The sequence below is a fragment of the Tepidisphaeraceae bacterium genome, assembly GCA_035998445.1.
Classification (GTDB): Bacteria; Planctomycetota; Phycisphaerae; order Tepidisphaerales; family Tepidisphaeraceae; genus DASYHQ01.
Genome location: DASYHQ010000046.1, coordinates 1 through 17,221 on the forward strand (window position 1 = coordinate 1; position 17,221 = coordinate 17,221).

Here is a 17,221-nt window from a genome sequence, read left to right on the forward strand (position 1 = left end):
GCCGCGCAGGTTGATCACGCCGCGGACATAGCCGGGCGTGCGCGGCACGGCCGTGATGTCCATGTAGCCGATGATCTCGCGGACCTTCAGGATCTGCAGGCCATAGCCTTCCTTGCCCAAGCCGAACGTGAGGTACTTCCCCGCATGGGCGGTAGAGGTTGAAAGAGACGCGTTCGGTTCCGTATGCGACATGATGACCTCAAGTGGTGGTAATCCCCTACCGGGTTACGCCACCCTACTATTCGTCACACGCCTCACGGAACTTGATGCGGTTCGCATTTATTCCGCAGATCGCGTTATGGGACGGCGCCAGCGATAGCCGCGCGGGTGAACAGCATCTCGCGGTCGCCATAAAAATTGTTCAGCACGTCGTCCATCACTCGAGACGTTCGCGCCGCCGACGCGGCGGTGCTGGGGGAGGTGGGGTTGCCGGTGGTGAGTTCGGTCACGATTGCTTCGACCAATCCGCTGTGCACGTGTGCTGGCGCGGCGAAGGGGAACTCGTCGGTCGTGCCGCCGTGCGTGAGCCGGACGGGCTCGTGGCCGAAGGTGGAGAGCGAGAGCGTGGCGGTGGTGCCGTGGATCTGAATGAGGTCCTCGTTCGCATCCGCAGCGAAGTTCCAGGATGCGGTGCCGACGGCGCCACCGGCCTCGAACGACATAGCGACGGTGTCCTCGACGCCCGCCGATGCCGGGCCGGTGCGGTTGAGCGCGACGCCGGCGACGTTCGCGAGCGGGCCGAGGAGGAAGTCGAGGATGTCGAGCGTGTGCGAGCCGACATCTAAGAATAGCCCGCCGCCCGAATCGGGCAGGTTCAGTCGCCAGCCGGCGTTTGCGCCGCGGTGGCCGGGGCGCAGCATGCGATAGGTGATGCCGGTGACTGTGCCGAGCGTGCCGGTGTCGATCAGTTCCTTCGCCTTGATGAACCGCTGCATGCCGCGGCGGTAGTAGGCGACGAACAGGGGCAGCTTCCGAGCGGCGAACGCGTCGACCATCTGCTGGCATTCGCCGTGCGTGCGGGCCATGGGCTTCTCGACGTAACACGCCTTACCGGCAGCGGCGACCTTCAGCGCCAGGTCGCGATGGGAGCCGGGCGGCGTGGCGATGTAGATCGCGTTGACGTCGGGATCGCCGATGAGCGCATCGGCATCGTCGTACGAGCGCGGCACGCCGTGGCGCTTCGCGAAGTCGGCGGCCTTGGCGCCGTCGCGCCGCATGACCGCCACCAGTCGCGAGCGCGGCGTCTGGTAGAGCGCCGGTCCGGACTTCACCTCGCACACGTCGCCGCAACCCAGGATACCCCAGCGCACTTCGTCCATCGTCGTCATGCGGCCCATCCCATCCGCAAGGGTGGCGATTGTCCAGCCAACAGGTTTCGCAACAGTTTCGTTCCGGCCGTTGTAATGCGGCGGGGCATTCATAATACTGTTGCCACGACCTCTTGAACGGCCGGAGCTTCACTTCATGAACCAACCTCAGACGACCCCTTGGCCAATCCTGCGTAGTTACGACCGCGATTCACTGGCGCGCATCGCGATGCCGATCGGTGGCATCGGCACAGGCACGATCTCGCTCGGTGGGCGCGGCGATTTGCGCGACTGGGAAAACGTGAACCGGCCCGCCAAGGGCTTTCGACCGAGACAGGCGCTACTGGCGGTCCACGCACGCACTGCAGACGGTCACGCGACCACGCGCGCACTCGAAGGTCCGCTGGACGCCAGCGAGTACGAAGGCGCCGACGGCAGCCACGCCGCCAACCATGGTTTGCCGCGGTTTCGCAATTGCGCGTTTCACGCGGCGTACCCGTTCGGGCAGGTCGAACTCAGCGACCCCGCGGTTCCGGTGACGGCGACGGTCGAGGCGTTCAATCCGCTGGTGCCGGGCGATGCCAATGCCAGCGGTCTGCCGATCGCCGTGCTGCGCGTGCGGCTGCGGAACACGACCGATCAACCCCTTCACGTCGGCGTAATGGCCGCGATGACGAACCACATCGGCGCTGACGGCACCGAGGGCGCACCGGCCAAGAACGTCAACACGTTCCGCAGCGATGCGGGCCTTAGCGGCCTGTTCATGCAGGCCGGTGATGTGCCGGCCACGTCGCACAACTGGGGTTCGCTCGCGCTAACCACGCCCGCCCAATCCGGCCACCACGTCAGCTGCCGACCGGTCGTGCCGATCCACAGTTGGGGCACCGACCTGCTCGACCTGTGGGACGATTTTTCTGCCGACGGCCAACTGGATGATGTGCCGCCCGGCAGCACGCCGGTGCCGAATGATCCATTGGGCGCGTTGGCGGTCTCATTGACGCTGGCGCCGGGGCAATCGTCGGCCATCACGTTCGTGCTGGCCTGGCACTTCCCGAATCGCCCGTCGTGGTCGCCGAATGGCCAAGGCGCGTGGCTGAACAACGGCCGCTGCGCCAGCGGTGATCCGATCATCGGCAACTACTACACGACGCAGTTCACTGACGCCTGGGACGCCGCGGCCAAGGCAACAACCCGGCTGGACGCGCTGGAGCGCGACACGCTCACCTTCGTCCGCGCGTTCTGCGACAGCGCCCTGCCGCCGGCGGTGAAGGAGGCGGCGCTGTTCAACCTGTCGACGCTGCGCACGCAGACCTGCTTCCGCACGCCCGACGGGCGGCTGTACGGCTGGGAAGGCGTGTTCGAACGGCACGGGTCGTGCCTGGGGTCGTGCACGCACGTCTGGAACTACGAGCAGGCCGTGCCGTTCCTGTTCGGCGATCTGGCGCGCACGATGCGCGAGGTCGAGTTCGCCCACGCCACGCGCGACGACGGGCTGATGTCCTTCCGCGTCCACCTGCCATTGGAATTCGCCACCAAGCACGGCATGGCGGCCGCCGACGGGCAGATGGGCTGCGTGATGAAGCTGTACCGCGAGTGGAAGCTGTCGGGCGACGATGCGTGGCTTTCGTCGCTCTGGCCCAAGGCCAAGGCCGCACTGTCGTTCTGCTGGATCAAAGGCGGCTGGGACGCCGACCGCGACGGTGTGATGGAGGGCTGCCAGCACAACACGATGGACGTCGAGTACTACGGCCCCAACCCGCAGATGCAGGGGTGGTACCTCGGTGCGTTGCGCGCGGCCGAGGAAATGGCGAACCATCTGTGTGACGACGCCTTCGCGCGCGAGTGTCGTGGCTTGTTCGAGCGCGGACGGGCGTGGATGGACGAGCACCTGTTTAATGGCCAATACTACGAACACCAAGTTCGTCCCCCCGCCGGTCCCGATTCTATCGCCGACGGCCTGCGGCACCCACGGTTCGGGGCGCGCGATCTGAGTGATCCGGACTTCCAGCTCGGCGCCGGCTGCCTGGTCGACCAACTCGTCGGGCAGTACATGGCCAAGATCTGCGGGCTGGGCGACCTGCACGATCCGCGGCACGTGCGCACGACGCTCGGCAGCATTTTCAAGCACAACCGCCACGAGGAGTTCTTCGACCACTTCAACCCGATGCGTAGCTACGTGCTGGGCGACGAGACGGCATTGGTGATGGCCAGCTACCCGCTCGGCCGGCGGCCGCGGCACCCGTTCCCGTACTTCAACGAGGTGATGACCGGCTTCGAATATACCGCCGCGGTCGGCATGATGCAGGAAGGGCTGCGCGGTGAAGGGCTGCGCGTGATCGAGGCCATCCGCGCCCGCTACGACGGCCGGCGGCGCAACCCGTTCGACGAGGCCGAGTGCGGCCGCCACTACGCCCGGGCCATGGCCAGCTGGGCCGCCGTGGTGGCGCTCACGGGCTTTTCTTACGACGCGCGCACGGCGTCTATTCGCTTTGCGCAAACCGAGCAGCCCGCGACGTTCTTCTGGTCCAATGGCTATGCCTGGGGCACGTTCACGCAGCGTCCCGCGGAGAATGAGATCGAGGCGACGCTCGCGGTGCTGGGCGGTTCGGTGCGCGTGGCGGAACTGATGATCGATGGCCGAGAGCCGGTCCGCCCGTCGACGGCGGTTGTCGTAACGCCGGGTGATCCGTTGACCGTTCGCGTTGGCGCCGCGGCCGGGGTTTAGGACGTCTTCTGTAGGACGGGCATTCCTGCCTGTCTCTCCCCCCGCTCTCCCCCCGTATTCCTTACTGGGGGACGGACATTCTTGTACGCCTCTCGTGCGCTTCGACAGCAGAAAAGCGAACGCGAAGGTCACGAAGGGCGCTCGCGAAGGAGCGCGAAGAAGTCATCGAACGTTTACCGCGGCGGTCTGGGTAAGTGAAACGGCGAATCCGTGCACCATTTTGCACCATTGTGCACCATCGGGTGATGGCGAGGGAGCGGACGAGGCGTTTCGCTTCATCTATTCGGATGTCAAAGAGCACGCTATCCATCTCTACGTTCGCGCTACGCGATTCAGGGGGTGTGGGCGCAACACCCTTTGAATTTCTTCGCGTCCGCCTTCGCGTCCTTCGCGCCTTGGCGCCTCTGCCTCTTCGCCATCGCGGCTCCGCTGCGTGGCAGACAAGAAGAATGTCTGCCCCACCCAAGTGGAAAGACAGAAGAGAGACAGACAAGAACGGACCTATGCACTTGACGAAAGGGCCGCGCAGTTCGTCAAGTGCATAGGTCCGGACAAGAATGTCCGTCCCACCAGAAGAAGGAAGAGACACAGGCAAGAATGCCTGTGCCACAGAAGAGAGAAGAAGGAATACGGGGGGAGAGACAGGCAGGAATGCCTGTCCTACAGAAGCGGGAGAAGGCTCCGCCGCCCCGCATGCGGGGAAGGCGGTCTTACAGCATCGGTTGGCCCGCGTAGGTCGTGCGGCCGGAGTTGCCGGCGGTGTGGTAGATGACGCCGTCGATTGCCACCGCAACACCGGAGAACGAGTCGACCGGGAGCGCGGTCAGTTCGGTCCACGTGTCGGTGTTGAAGTCGTAGGCCAGCACCTCGTTGCGCGCGTCCAGATGGTCGGACTCGCCGCCCACCACGACCGCGCGCGAGCCCAGCGTGAAGACGGTCGACCCGATGTGCGACAGCGGCACCGGGATCGGCGCCTTGGCGGTCCAGGTGTTGGTCTCGGGGTCGTACATGTGGAAGCTGTCGCGCGTCTCCAGGTCCTCGTCGAAGCTGTGCTGCCCGCCGATCGCCCAGACCTTGCCGGCGTAATCGAAGTAGCCCAGGTGGTTGCGGGCGTCAGGCATGTCGGCGAGCGGTTCCCACTCGGTGCCGCCGTCGACCTTCAGGCGCCAGGTTTCGGCGCGGTCGGTGCGTTGGGGCGTGTCGTCACCGCCACCGAAGAAGTAGAGGTAGCCATCGACGTGCACCAACCCGCCACCGGCGCGGGGCTCGGGCAGTGGAACGGTGGCGGTGTACGTGTTGGTGTCGACGTTGTACCGCCACACGTTCACCGACGAGTAGATCTGGTTATAGTTGATGCCGTTGCCGATGTAGGCCCCGGCGAAGTAGATGTCGCGCCCCACCGCCGCCACGCCGGTGTGGGTGATGCGTTCGGGCATGGTGGCCAACTGCGTCCACGAGTTGGTCGCGGGGTCGTACACGTCGGCGCGGTTGCTCGGCCCGGTGACCCCGCTGAACCCGCCGAACACGTACAGCTTGCCGTCGATCACGGCGCGCGTCGCCTCGATGCGGCTGATGGGGCTGGGCGAGTTTAAATTCGACCAGTTGATCTGCGTGAACTCCGACAGCGGGTCGCTCGCGGGGCCGACGTAGTTCACCTCGATGGCGCTCACGACGGCGTTGCCCTGATCGGCGGTGAACTGCAAATTGAGCGTGCCGTCGATCACTTCCAGCGTGGCCTCGCGCACGATGGCGACGCGCGTGCCGGCGACGGCGTGCAGGTCGAGGTCGGTCACGATCTCGCTGCCCTCGGCCAGCACGTCGAACACGCGCTGGCCGTTCTGCTGCAGGATCGGTTCGGCAAAGTGCAGCCGAACCTGGTACTCGCCGGACTCCATCGGCAGCGCATACGTGAACGACGTCCCGGCGCGGTGGTTGGAATAGAGCAACCCGTCGGCGGCGCCGCTGACGTCGAAGATGGCCGGCGACGCGCTGCCACCCGTGGCGCCAGCGTCGGCGGCCCAGGTCTGCGCGTTCGCGTCGGTCAGGTCCGCGCCACCCGCATTGATCGTCAACGCCCCGGGCGTAACGGCGAACAACCGCCGGGCCTCGACGGCCTCGACCAGGGGCAGCACTCGGTTTGATTTTTTGCTCGATGAAATTCGACGATCACGACGCGTCATTGCAACTCCTTGACGCCGAACAAATACAGGTCGTGAAGCACCCACGGTCCCCGATCGTACGACCGCCGCATCTTAGCGGTGGATGTGCGGGTCGTCAGGTCTATTTCTCGTCTTCAGGCCGCGGAAAAAGAGCGGCCCACGAATGAGCACGAAAAAGCACGAATAAGAGACGCATTGCGGGCCTCTCCATTCGTGCTGATTCGTGCCCATTCGTGGGCGGTCTGCTATCGCGGGGGTTATTCCTGCACGCCTTCGATGTTCACCCAGATCGTCACGTCCTCACCGATGCCACCGGGCATGGCGGCCACGCCGTAGTCGCTGCGCTTGATCGTGAACGACGTCTCGTAGCCGGCGCGGTACTTGCCCCAGGGGTCCTTGCCTTCACCGACCTTCTTCAGTTCCACGGTGATGGGCTTGGTGACGCCCTTCAGCGTGAAGTCGCCGACGACCTCGAAGGTGTTGTCGTCGATCTTCTTGGCCGAGGTGCTCTTGAACGACATCGTGGGGAACTGCTTGGCATCGAACCAGTCGGGCCCGCGCAGGTGGTCGTCGCGCTGCGCGTTGGCGGTGTCGATGGCGGCGGTCTTGGCCTCGATGTTGAACGACGGCAGGCCGTCGTCGCCAATCGTGAACGAACCGGTGGGGTCGTTCACGCGGCCCCAGTTGTTGCTGACGCCCAGGTGCTGCACTTTAAAGACGAGGTTCGAGTGGACCGGGTCGACCGTAAACGTCTTGGCCGCCAGCGCTGCCGACGACGCCAGACCGAGCGCGAGCACGGATGCGAAGATACGATTGGAAAGCAGGGACATAGGGTTCTCCTTTTTGATTGTTAAGGGGAAGCGGACGTTTCAGTTCATGTATAGCGTGCCACCCCTATAATGGGATGAGGCCGCTAAGGTTGCAGTTAATTAAGTTGCGTTGTCCGTTCGTCCATCGCACGTGGCCGGATCGGCGGTTGCGCCGGGCTCGCCGGAACAGGTCGCTGCGCCATTGCACGTGGCTTCGCCCGGCGAGGCATGCTGGCGGGCGTCGGCCAGCAGGTGCGTCAGTCGATCCAGTTTCGTCGTACCGAGATGGCCGAGCAGCTGATGCAGGCGGTCCTGAACCGGGCCATCGTACTGATCAATCAATTCACGCCCCTCAGGCGTTATCCGGCTATACACCCGCCGACGGTCGTTCTCGCAGCGGGCGCGGCTAACGAGCTTACGCGCTTCCAACCGATCGAGCAGGCGGGTGAGATCGGGGTCGCGCGTGATCATCCGGCTGCCCACGTCGCGGCTGGTCAACCCATATTCGCCCGCCCCGCGGAGAATGTGCAGCACGTTGAACTGCGTCGGCGACAACCCGGCCGGCTTCAACACGATTGCCAACTCCGCCTGCAGCGCGTCGGCGGTCCGCAGGAGGTTCAGGAAGACCGCTTCCTCGACGGTGCTGATCCGCGAAGAAGTTGTCTTTGAGACCCTGTCAGCCATACCAAGCCAAATATACTCGTTTAAACAATTGTCGTCAAGAGGATAAAATAAAGTGAGCATAGAAGATGGATCATTGAGGATGGCCAGAACGCCAGGCACGGTCTTACGGATCACATTTATTGACCAAAGCGCAGTTGTCATCCCGACCCTGGGCACTGTCTGACGGATCAAAGGGAGCGCCCATCTGCGTGGGTGTCATCCCGAAGGGAGCTAAGGCGACCTGAGGGATCTCGAACGACGAGCGGTGCACGCCCGTGGGATCTCCCCAAGCCCGCACCGCCAGTCAATCGAGATCCCTCAGGTCGCTACTGCTCCCTTCGGGATGACATGCTTTAGCCTGCACGTGAATCGTCGGCACATCCTTGGGGCCGTTCAATCCCTCCAAAACCTTAGTGTCCGCAAAACATCCGTTAGGACATTGTCAGGCATTTTTCTTGCATCTTACGCTACAGGTCGCTATCCATAGGAACTGGAACATGGAATCGCTTGGAACAAAACTTCGCCGTCAGCGCCGTCGGCTGGGGCTAACGCTGGATGAGCTGGCGGGTCGGACGCAGATCAGCAAGCCGTACCTGTCGCTGATTGAGACCGGCCGGGTGCCGAACCCGCCCAGCGATGAGAAGCTGCGCCGGCTCGAGCAGACGCTGGGTTTCCCACCTGGCGAGTTGCTGACGCAGGCGCATTTGCAGCGCACGCCGCGCGACGTGCGGGCGATGCTGGCCAAGCTGATGCGCGAGGGGAAGGAACAGACCGCCGCCATCGCGCTCGCCGCCGCGGGGGGCAAGGCGACCACCGCGGGTGGCGGTGGCACCGCGACGATTACGGCGCCGGGTTCGGCCGGCGCACCCGCGTTGTCGGGGATCGATCTGGACGATGCCTACCTCTCCGGCGTGCTGCACGAATTGGTCGACCGGTCCAGCGGCAACGTCGAGGCGATCGCGACCAACGCCGTGCCGGTCATCAACAAGGTGTCGGCCGGTTACCCGAAGGACTTCACCGACCTCGCCTACCCGCGCGGCGTGGCGGACGACTACGTCAGCTGCCCCGACGTGCGCGACCCCGATGCCTTCGCCGCCCGCGTGCATGGCGACAGCATGACCCCCCGCTACACGGAAGGTGACATCGTCATCTTCTCCCCCGCCGGCAACCCGCGCGACGGTGACGACTGCTTCGTTCGCTTCGAGGACGGCACCTGCACCTTCAAGCGCGTCTTCTTCGAAGGCGACGAGGACGGCCGCCCCGTGTTGCGCTTACAACCCCGCAACGAAAAGTACCGCCCGCAAGTTATCCCCAGCGAAAAGGTTACCGGGCTGTACCGGGCGATGTATCGGTACGAGAAGATCGACTGAAGCGGGAAGGCAAGACGAACGATGTCGCTTCCCGGTACTGGTGCAGTTTGCCCGTAGGGGCAGGCCTCCGTGCCTGCCCTCTTCGCTCTAGAGCAGGGCGCACCTTCCGTAGCGTTCGGGTGCCACGGTTTGGTACTCCAAGCCGTGTCTCGGGCGTGCGGCAGGCACGGCTTGGAGTACCAAACCGTGGCACCCAGAGGGCACTCGCTACGCGAAAGTGTCCCCTGCTCTAGCCGAAGAAAGAGGGCAGGCACGGAGGCCTGCCCCTACGAAGCAATCCAAACTGCACCAGTACCCGCTTCCCCCGTACCACGGGCGGCCGCCCGTGAAAGTCGTGGCCCGATAACCGGGGTGGGGTTTGGACGGGCGCGATTGGACGGGGGGCGATCGGGTCTCGGAGGTCACCATACAACCCGCATAGCTCATGCAGGCTTCGGCGAAATGCGGCATCTGCCGCATGCGCGGCCACCTGACCGCCGCCTCAGCGGGGGATCGTGGGGTACAGTTGCTCACCGAGAGGATGGTGGGAGAGATGCGTATTCAGGTGCTGCGCGGTTCGGCGGCAGTGGACAAGCTGCGCGACGCGCGTTTTGTCGAGTCGTGGCGGGTGCTGGGCGCTGGGTGCCCGTGGGGCACGGCGTTTCAATCGCCGGCGTTTGCGCAGACCTGGTACGACACCTATTCGGAAGACTTCGAGCCCGTGCTGGTGATGGGGCAGGATGAGCAGGCGGCGCTGTGCGGACTGATGGTGCTCGCGCTGGGGCGCGATGGCGAACTGCTCGTGGCGGGGCGGCACCAGGCGGAATATCACGGGTGGCTCTCGACTGAGGCGGTCGCCGAGACGTTTCCACCGCGGGCGATCGCTGCGCTCAACGAAGCGTTGCCCGGCGTGTCGCTGCGATTTCACTTCCTGGCGGCGGGGACGCCGCTGAACTGGGTGCGCCAGGGCCGGGCGGCCGAGCTGTGCTTTGCCGCGCCGTCGCGCCGGCCCCTGCTGGATTTGAGTGACGGTGGGGCCGGGGCGAAGGCGTCGCTCTCCAAAGGCAGCAACAAGAGCAAACTGAAGCGCCTGCAGAAGATGGGGGCGGTCGAGTTCCGGCGCGTCACCGACCCAGTGGAGTTCGAGGCGCTGTTTCCGCAGATCGTGCTCCTCTGGGATCTGCGCCACGCCGCGGCGCATGGGTCGGTGGGATTCCATACGACCGCGCGGCAGACCGAGTTTCACGCAGCGCTGTTCCGCCAGTCCGGCCTGCTGCATGTGACGACGATGCATGTCGGTGGGCGGCTCGCAGCGGCGCATATCGGCGCGATCACCGATGGCCCGCGCGGGCGCGAGCTGCAACTTGGGTTCATCGTTCACAACCCGATGTGGTCGCGTCATTCGCCTGGCAAGCTGCACCTGCTGATGCTGGCCCGCATGCTTGCCGACGACGGGTACGCGCGCTTCGACCTCACCCCCAGCGGCGACGGGTACAAGGAGCGCTTCGCCAACGGTGGGGATGAAGTCCACACGCTGCTGGTCCTGCCCGATGTCTCGGCCAAAAAGCGGATGGAACGCCGGGAGCGCGTCCGCCAGGCGTACAAGGGCCTGGCGAAGACCGTTCTCAATCGGCTGTCGATCAACCCGCTGAAGGCGAAGCTGTACGTGAAGGCAAAGCTCAACGGAGATTACCTGAAGCGCGGGCTGTGGCGCGACGCGGGCCGGTGGGTGAAATCGCGCGAGGAGACCCGGGCCTACACGCGGCCGCTGGATGGCGATGCGCTCCCGCCGCCGGTTGGGCAGGAGATCGAGGTTCGGCGCAATGCGCTGGAGGACCTGCTGCTGCACGCCAGCCGGGGGTCGCTGGCGTCGCGGCAGGTGTTCCTGGCTGCGGCGCTGCAGCATCTGGATCGGGGACGGCAAATGTACACGGTGGTGCGCGATGGAAAACTCGCCCAGCTCGTGTGGGTCATTCCGCCGGGCGAGGCCGATCCGGACGATGCGCCGGCGAACGTGGCGGTGCCCGAAGGTGCGGTCGTGATCGCAGAGGGATGCTGCCAGCGGCCGGCCGACGCGGCGATGACGCGGGCAGTGCTGAATGCCATCCTGGCCGATGCGCGAACGTGCCCGGGCGCACGACTGGCGATGGCGATCAGCAGCGGGCGGGAAGGGCTTTCGTTCAGCGCCGTGGAAGCCATGGGTTTTGAGTGCCAGCAGACGACGATCGGCTCGACGGTGCTCGGGATGCGAATGAAGCCGGCGATTCAGTCCGTGAATGCGCCGCCGTCGCCGGGCGCGGTCCCTGGTCCTCAACCGGCCAAGCGTACCGAGGCGCCTGCAACCGTGGCAGCAGACTGATCGGCGCTCACCACTCCAGGGCCGTCCCGTCACTCCCATCTCATCAGCACCAGCGCAGTGCGACACCGCGCCGCGCGGCGACCGCGGCGGATCTCGATGCCGTCCAGGACGGGCAGTTCACCCGGCTGTCGGTCGAGCGCTACAAGGGCAAGAGGCTGCATCGGCGTACCGACGCCATGGGCGGGCCGCCCATGCTACGGGCATGCGAACGCGACAGTCCTGTCACCCTCAACCTGACGATACCCGCGCCGCCGCCGCCGCCCACTGCACGGGCCTCCCTCTTCCTTCGCGTCCCCTTCGCGACTTCGCGACTTCGCGTCTCTTTTCTCCCCCACCGCCCCCTAAAACGCCACGAGAAGGTTCCCCGAACCCCACCTTTACTCAGACCGTACTTTCCCCATACACTTGCTCTCGCAAATTTTGCGGTTGGGCTCGAACGTACAAGGCGGGGCAGGCCGCCTAAACTACCTGACCGCGATCAACCGGATCGAGCCGACCGACCTCCACGTAGACGAGAACCCATTCATGAGCCGTGACGCCACTGGCCGCAGCGCTTCCAACGGTACCCCCACCCCCACCAACGGTGACGGCGGCGTCCGCACGCCCGTATATGCCAGCCGAGCGATCAAGATTCGCGGGGCGCGGGAACACAACCTCAAGGGCGTCTCGGTCGACATCCCGCGCGACCAGCTCGTGGTCATCACCGGCCTCAGCGGCAGCGGCAAGAGCACGCTCGCGTTCGATACCGTGTTCGCCGAGGGCCAGCGCAAGTACATGGAGAGCCTCTCCACCTACGCGCGCCAGTTTCTCGATCAATTGCAAAAGCCGGAAGTCGACGAGATCGAGGGCCTGCCCCCCACCATTTCCATCGAACAGCGCGGCAGCAGCTCCAACCCGCGGTCGACCGTCGCCACGACCACGGAGATTTACGACTACCTGCGCGTCCTCTTCGCCCGCGCCGGCACGCCCCACTGCTGGGAATGTGGTCGGGAGATCTCGTCGCAGACGCCGTCGCAGATCGTGGATGCGGTGATGAAACACCCTGCCGGCACCAAGGTGATGGTGATGTCCCCCCTCGTGCGCAGCCAGAAGGGTGAACACAAGGACATCTTCGCGGCCATCCACAAGCAGGGCTTCGTGCGCGCCCGCGTGGATGGCGAGATGCACGAGCTGCAATCGCCCGACAAGGCGCCAGCCCTGAAGAAGACCTTCAAGCACGACATCGAGGCCGTCGTCGACCGCATCGTGCTGAAGCCCGAGATCCGCTCGCGATTGGCCGATTCGATCGAGACGGCGTTGAAGCTGGCACAGGGCCTCGTCATCGTCGCCACCGGCAACCCCGACGGCACGTGGACCGACCAGATCTACAGCGAAAAGTTCGCCTGCCCCATCCACCCCAACGTCTCGCTGCCCGAACTGGAACCGCGGCTGTTCAGCTTCAACAGCCCGCACGGCGCCTGCCCGGAATGCCACGGCCTGGGCACCGTGTTCGAGTTTGACGCCGAACTGGTTGTGCCCGACGAAACCATCTCGATGGAGAAGGGCGCGATCGAAGCCTGGCGTAAGAACGGCAAGCGGATGAACATCTACTACAGCCGTGTGCTGCGCACGTTCTGCCGCGACTTTGGCGTCAGCTACACCGACCCGTACAGCCTGATCCCCAAGAAGGTCCGCGATATCCTGATGTTCGGCACCGAGGCCAAGGGGGACAACGGCACCGGCACCGAGTTTGAAGGCGTCGTCCCGCAGCTTCAGCGGCGTTTCGAGACCACCGAGAGCGAATGGGTGAAGCATCGCCTGCACGGTTACATGAGCGAGCAGCCCTGCGACACCTGCTGCGGCACGCGCCTGAAGAAGGAAGCGATGGCCGTGCGCCTGCACACGCTGGACGGCCACGTCGACGCCGCCCTCAGCTGCGCCGCCGACCCCGCGCCCGTGCAGAAGTACGACGAGAACGATCAGCCGATCGGCACGAAGAAGAAAAAGAAGGCCAAGGCCAAGGAGGCCGAAGTCGAGGTGACGGAAGACAAATCCTCCGCCACCGTCCTGCCCGCGTTGCCCGGTTACAGCATCGACGACGTGACCAAGATGACCGTCGCCCGCGCCAAGGACTTCTTCGCCAAGCTGCGCCTCAGCGAGGAAGGCACCGCGATCGCCGAGCCGATCATGCGCGAGATCGGCGCCCGCCTCGGCTTTATGTTCGACGTCGGCTTGGGCTACCTCACGCTCGACCGCCGCACGGGGTCGCTCAGTGGCGGCGAGGCGCAGCGCATCCGCCTGGCGACGCAGGTCGGTAGCGGCCTCGTGGGCGTCTGCTACGTGCTGGACGAGCCGACGATCGGCTTGCACCAGCGCGATAACACGCGCCTGATCCGCACGCTGCTGCGCCTGCGCGACATCGGCAACACCGTGCTGATGGTCGAGCATGACGAGGACTGCATTCGCGCCGCCGACCATCTGATCGACATCGGCCCCGCCGCCGGTTCGCATGGCGGGCAGCTCATCGCCAACGGGCCCATGCCCGACGTGCTGTCGCAGACGCAGAGCATCACGATCAAATACCTCACGGGTGAACTTTCGATCCGCACGCCCGACATCCGTCGGCCAATCGATCCGGACAAGAACTGCATCGAACTGAAGGGCTGCCGCGAGAACAACCTGCAGAACGTCGACGTGCGCATCCCGCTCGGCGGGTTCGTCTGCGTCACCGGTGTCAGCGGCAGCGGCAAGAGCACCCTCATCAACCAGACGCTCCTGCCCGCGCTAAAGCGCAAGCTGTACGCCAGTAAGACCAAGGCCGGTGAGCATAAGTCGCTGGCCGGTGTGAACCGCATCGACAAGGTGATCGAGATCGACCAGTCCCCCATCGGCCGCACGCCGCGCAGCAACCCCGCCACTTACACCGGCGTCTTCGACGAGGTGCGCAAGGTCTTCACCAAGACCCGCGAGGCCAAGCTGCGTGGTTACGCCGCCGGCCGCTTCAGCTTCAACGTGAAGGGCGGCCGCTGCGAGGCCTGCCAGGGCCAGGGCATCAAGTGCATCGAAATGCACTTCCTGCCCAACGTCAACGTCCCCTGCGAAGTCTGCCACGGCACGCGCTTCAACGCCGAGACGCTGCAGATCCACTACCGCGGCAAGAGCATCGCCGACGTGCTGGCGATGACGGTCGAGGAATCGCTCGGCTTCTTCGAGAACATCCCCCTCATCTACCGCATGCTAAAAGCCCTCAGCGACGTCGGCCTCGGTTACGTGCGCTTAGGCCAACCCTCCACCCAACTCTCCGGCGGCGAGGCCCAACGCGTCAAACTCGCCAGCGAACTCGGCAAGAACCCCACCGGCCACACGCTCTACGTCTTAGACGAACCCACCACCGGCCTGCACTTCGCCGACATCCAGAACCTGCTGAACGTCCTCAACCGCCTGGCCGACATGGGCAACACGGTATTGGTCATCGAGCACAACCTCGACGTCATCAAGTGCGCCGACTGGCTCATCGACATGGGCCCCGAAGGCGGCGAAGGCGGCGGCCGCGTCATGGCCACCGGCACCCCGGAAGCGGTCGCCGAGGTGAAGGGCAGCTACACGGGCGAATACCTGAAGCCGAAGCTGGAAGAATCCAAGGAACTGGCCAAGCGACAGGGGAAGGTCCGCAAACAAGAGGCGGTGGCGGTGTAGACCCGGTTGCGCGCCGCGGTCCTGCTCCACCTGTCATCCCGACGGGAGGCTTGCCGACCTGAGGGATCTCCCAAGGCCGGGAACCTCTCGCCGTTCGAGATTTCTCAGGTCGCCTTAGGCTCCCATCGGGATGACAACTGTACACCGCACGCCGCGTTTCCAGAGGACGGGCTTTATGACCTTGGGTGAAAAACGCGGCGTTGACGTCAAATCGCTGCTAGAGTCGTTCTGCAAGGTTAAAAGTCCCAAGCCGTGGTTACAGCTTCAGCTTTTTGACGACATCAACCAGCAGAGCGGCTGCGCTGTCTTGTATCTCCTTTCGAGCCGTCCGCACGACGCGATGCCCTTTGCTTCACGCGTGGTCGAGGCCGGCATCGAGTATTTCCACGGCGATTGGAATCAGGCATGGGAAAAGGGCGTCTACAAGTACACGCGCGCAGATTTCCGCAAGCTGGTCTGGCAGCCAGAACTCCTCCTTTCGACCGGATGGGCGATGGCGCTTGACCGGTGGGAGGACGCGCGGAAGTTGCTCGACTACGTCGGACCAGACTTGGATGCCTATACGGAACCCGATCGCAAGGCGTTCTGGATCGCACTGCGCGACTTCGTGTCCGGCAAGCCGCCGGCCGAGTACGAGCAACTGCTGCGGCAATCGCAGAAGGCGAAGTCGAAGTCTCACGAGTGGGTCCACGCCGCGTTCGACGCGCTTATCGTGGGGGATGCCGCCGCTTTTCACGAGCGCCTCGTCGCTCAGTTCACTGCCTATGCAAAGCGGAACCGCAAGCCCCGGCTGTTCTCCGACGCGTTCAATTGGTACGGGTCGATCCTGTACTACGTCGGGTTGCAACGCGGCACGCGGGTGAGTCTGCCACCGCTCGAGTCGGAGTTTTTGCTGAGCTTCGATCAGCCAAAGCAAGACTAAGCCGGGTCCCACTGGCGGTACGCCGCCCGTGCTGGTGGGTGGGCGGAACCTAACTTTATCTGGCCCATTCGCATCCGGGATCAGGGAGCCGTCGAAATGACCGCATCCCAAGGTGATTTTAGCGGCACTTGCCAGTCGTAACGGCGCAAAATCCCATCATTCGACACTGCGACTACCGTTCCATCCTGCACTTGGGCCGAGACGAACGGCTCGCTGTCCTCGCAGTGAAGCAGCCATTTGAGCGAACCATTGGGTTCGCAGACAGCCAGGAAGCCGACACCTTCCCACGAGGTCTCGCCGCCCCATACCTGAACTCCCACTTCTACCAACAGCACCGGGTCGAGGCTCGCCCAGCCGTCCGGTCTGGCGCTGACCAGCGGGCCAACCTGGCGTCGTTTACCAGCTGCCTTCATCCCATCGAACGGCACGTACGTGTCATCCGGAAAATAGATGCCATACTCGATGCGGCACTCCTGCCTTGCCCACCGATCTAAAATAATGCCCACCTTCGGCTCCATTAGCGGTATAAGCCTTCACGCCGGCACCGCCACGCGGGCGGCGTCCTCCCTTAGTCGGGCGAGCAGTTGCACGACCTGCTCCCGTCGCACGATGGGGAACTGCTCGAGGAAGCCGTCGATCGTGTAGCCGGCCTCCAAATGGTCGAAGAACGTCTGCACCGCCACGCGCGTGCCGGCAAAGCACGGGGTGCCGTGCATGACCTTGGGGTTGCGGGTGATGATCGGCTCCATGCCTCCATCGTACCCATTGCCCGATCGTGAGGGTACACGCAACTCCACGGAGGGATAAGGGGTCGGGAGTTGCTCCAGGAACTGAGGCTCTCGCCCGCTTTTCCCGTCACCCTTTTCGCCGCCTACGCCGCGGCCCGTTCGTTACTGGCGATGGCGAACGCTTCGCGCTGTCTGTGCAGTTCGGCCAGCGTGGGAATGGTGGTCAAACCGGGGATGTCGGCGCTCTGTACCGGGGCGGGGAGCATTAGGGCAGATTGCAGTTCCTCGTGGCGACAGCTCGCTGTGGCACGGGTTTCCAACCCGTGTTTCCTAAGGGCGAATCACGGGTTGAAAACCCGTGCCACGCTACGAAGACCTGCTACCCGCTCTAGGTGGTACGGACATTCATTCCTCCGCGGTGATGAAGGCTGCGAGGTAGACGAAGCCGGCGAAGTTGGCGGCCTTCTTCTCGTACCGCGTGGCCACGCGCCGGCAGCGGCGGATGCGGCAGAAGAATCGCTCGAT

13 protein-coding genes are annotated in these 17,221 nt (G+C 64.6%); 5 read left to right on the forward strand and 8 right to left on the reverse strand.

The window, feature by feature from the left end:
• On the reverse strand, window positions 1-192 hold a 192-nt coding region (locus VGN72_17515), incomplete at its 3' end, for a chemotaxis protein CheW (GenBank protein HEV7301169.1).
• A 104-nt stretch (window positions 193-296) separates the two neighbouring features.
• Entirely contained in the window at window positions 297-1,328 is a 1,032-nt protein-coding gene (locus VGN72_17520; GenBank protein ID HEV7301170.1) for a Gfo/Idh/MocA family oxidoreductase, read from the reverse strand.
• Between the two features lie 136 nt (window positions 1,329-1,464).
• On the opposite strand from VGN72_17520, the gene VGN72_17525 reads away from it, so the two are divergent.
• The gene (locus VGN72_17525) at window positions 1,465-4,032 is read left to right on the forward strand and encodes a GH116 family glycosyl-hydrolase (protein ID HEV7301171.1); all 2,568 of its coding nucleotides are present in this window, start codon (window positions 1,465-1,467) and stop codon (window positions 4,030-4,032) included.
• 710 nt (window positions 4,033-4,742) lie between these two features.
• Here the strand turns inward: VGN72_17525 and VGN72_17530 are convergent.
• From VGN72_17530 to VGN72_17540, 3 genes are all read right to left on the reverse strand, one after another.
• On the reverse strand, window positions 4,743-6,164 hold the full coding sequence (locus VGN72_17530; GenBank protein ID HEV7301172.1) for a kelch repeat-containing protein: 1,422 nt from the start codon (window positions 6,162-6,164) through the stop codon (window positions 4,743-4,745).
• A 284-nt stretch (window positions 6,165-6,448) separates the two neighbouring features.
• Window positions 6,449-7,021 (reverse strand): YceI family protein, encoded by a 573-nt coding sequence (locus VGN72_17535; protein ID HEV7301173.1) that lies wholly within the window; start codon window positions 7,019-7,021, stop codon window positions 6,449-6,451.
• Between the two features lie 99 nt (window positions 7,022-7,120).
• Window positions 7,121-7,684: a MarR family transcriptional regulator gene (locus tag VGN72_17540; protein ID HEV7301174.1), complete on the reverse strand. Its 564-nt coding sequence runs from the start codon at window positions 7,682-7,684 to the stop codon at window positions 7,121-7,123.
• 476 nt (window positions 7,685-8,160) lie between these two features.
• Between VGN72_17540 and VGN72_17545 the strand changes: the two genes are divergently transcribed.
• The 4 genes from VGN72_17545 to VGN72_17560 all read left to right on the forward strand — a co-directional run bounded on the left by VGN72_17545 (window position 8,161) and on the right by VGN72_17560 (window position 15,968).
• Entirely contained in the window at window positions 8,161-9,033 is an 873-nt protein-coding gene (locus VGN72_17545) for an XRE family transcriptional regulator (protein HEV7301175.1), read from the forward strand.
• A 532-nt stretch (window positions 9,034-9,565) separates the two neighbouring features.
• A complete protein-coding gene (locus VGN72_17550) occupies window positions 9,566-11,371 on the forward strand; it encodes a GNAT family N-acetyltransferase (GenBank protein ID HEV7301176.1) in 1,806 nt (601 codons plus the stop codon).
• Window positions 11,372-11,896: 525 nt separating this feature from the next.
• Window positions 11,897-15,046, forward strand: a complete 3,150-nt coding sequence (uvrA, locus tag VGN72_17555; protein HEV7301177.1) for an excinuclease ABC subunit UvrA — start codon at window positions 11,897-11,899, stop codon at window positions 15,044-15,046.
• Between the two features lie 175 nt (window positions 15,047-15,221).
• Entirely contained in the window at window positions 15,222-15,968 is a 747-nt protein-coding gene (locus tag VGN72_17560) for a hypothetical protein (protein ID HEV7301178.1), read from the forward strand.
• Between the two features lie 80 nt (window positions 15,969-16,048).
• Here the strand turns inward: VGN72_17560 and VGN72_17565 are convergent, their stop codons facing one another.
• The 3 genes from VGN72_17565 to VGN72_17575 all read right to left on the reverse strand — a co-directional run.
• Window positions 16,049-16,486: a hypothetical protein gene (locus VGN72_17565; protein HEV7301179.1), complete on the reverse strand. Its 438-nt coding sequence runs from the start codon at window positions 16,484-16,486 to the stop codon at window positions 16,049-16,051.
• Window positions 16,487-16,501: 15 nt separating this feature from the next.
• The gene (locus tag VGN72_17570; protein ID HEV7301180.1) at window positions 16,502-16,717 is read right to left on the reverse strand and encodes a DUF433 domain-containing protein; all 216 of its coding nucleotides are present in this window, start codon (window positions 16,715-16,717) and stop codon (window positions 16,502-16,504) included.
• 384 nt (window positions 16,718-17,101) lie between these two features.
• Window positions 17,102-17,221 (reverse strand): transposase (locus VGN72_17575; protein HEV7301181.1); only part of this gene is annotated, 120 nt, incomplete at its 5' end.

Coding starts and splice junctions, on each gene's coding strand:
- VGN72_17520 (HEV7301170.1), bottom strand. CDS start 1,328: ATGACGACGATGGACGAAGTGCGCTGGGGTATCCTGGGTTGCGGCGAC.
- VGN72_17525 (HEV7301171.1), top strand. CDS start 1,465: ATGAACCAACCTCAGACGACCCCTTGGCCAATCCTGCGTAGTTACGAC.
- VGN72_17535 (HEV7301173.1), bottom strand. CDS start 7,021: ATGTCCCTGCTTTCCAATCGTATCTTCGCATCCGTGCTCGCGCTCGGT.
- VGN72_17540 (HEV7301174.1), bottom strand. CDS start 7,684: ATGGCTGACAGGGTCTCAAAGACAACTTCTTCGCGGATCAGCACCGTC.
- VGN72_17545 (HEV7301175.1), top strand. CDS start 8,161: ATGGAATCGCTTGGAACAAAACTTCGCCGTCAGCGCCGTCGGCTGGGG.
- VGN72_17550 (HEV7301176.1), top strand. CDS start 9,566: ATGCGTATTCAGGTGCTGCGCGGTTCGGCGGCAGTGGACAAGCTGCGC.
- uvrA (HEV7301177.1), top strand. CDS start 11,897: ATGAGCCGTGACGCCACTGGCCGCAGCGCTTCCAACGGTACCCCCACC.
- VGN72_17560 (HEV7301178.1), top strand. CDS start 15,222: ATGACCTTGGGTGAAAAACGCGGCGTTGACGTCAAATCGCTGCTAGAG.
- VGN72_17565 (HEV7301179.1), bottom strand. CDS start 16,486: ATGGAGCCGAAGGTGGGCATTATTTTAGATCGGTGGGCAAGGCAGGAG.
- VGN72_17570 (HEV7301180.1), bottom strand. CDS start 16,717: ATGGAGCCGATCATCACCCGCAACCCCAAGGTCATGCACGGCACCCCG.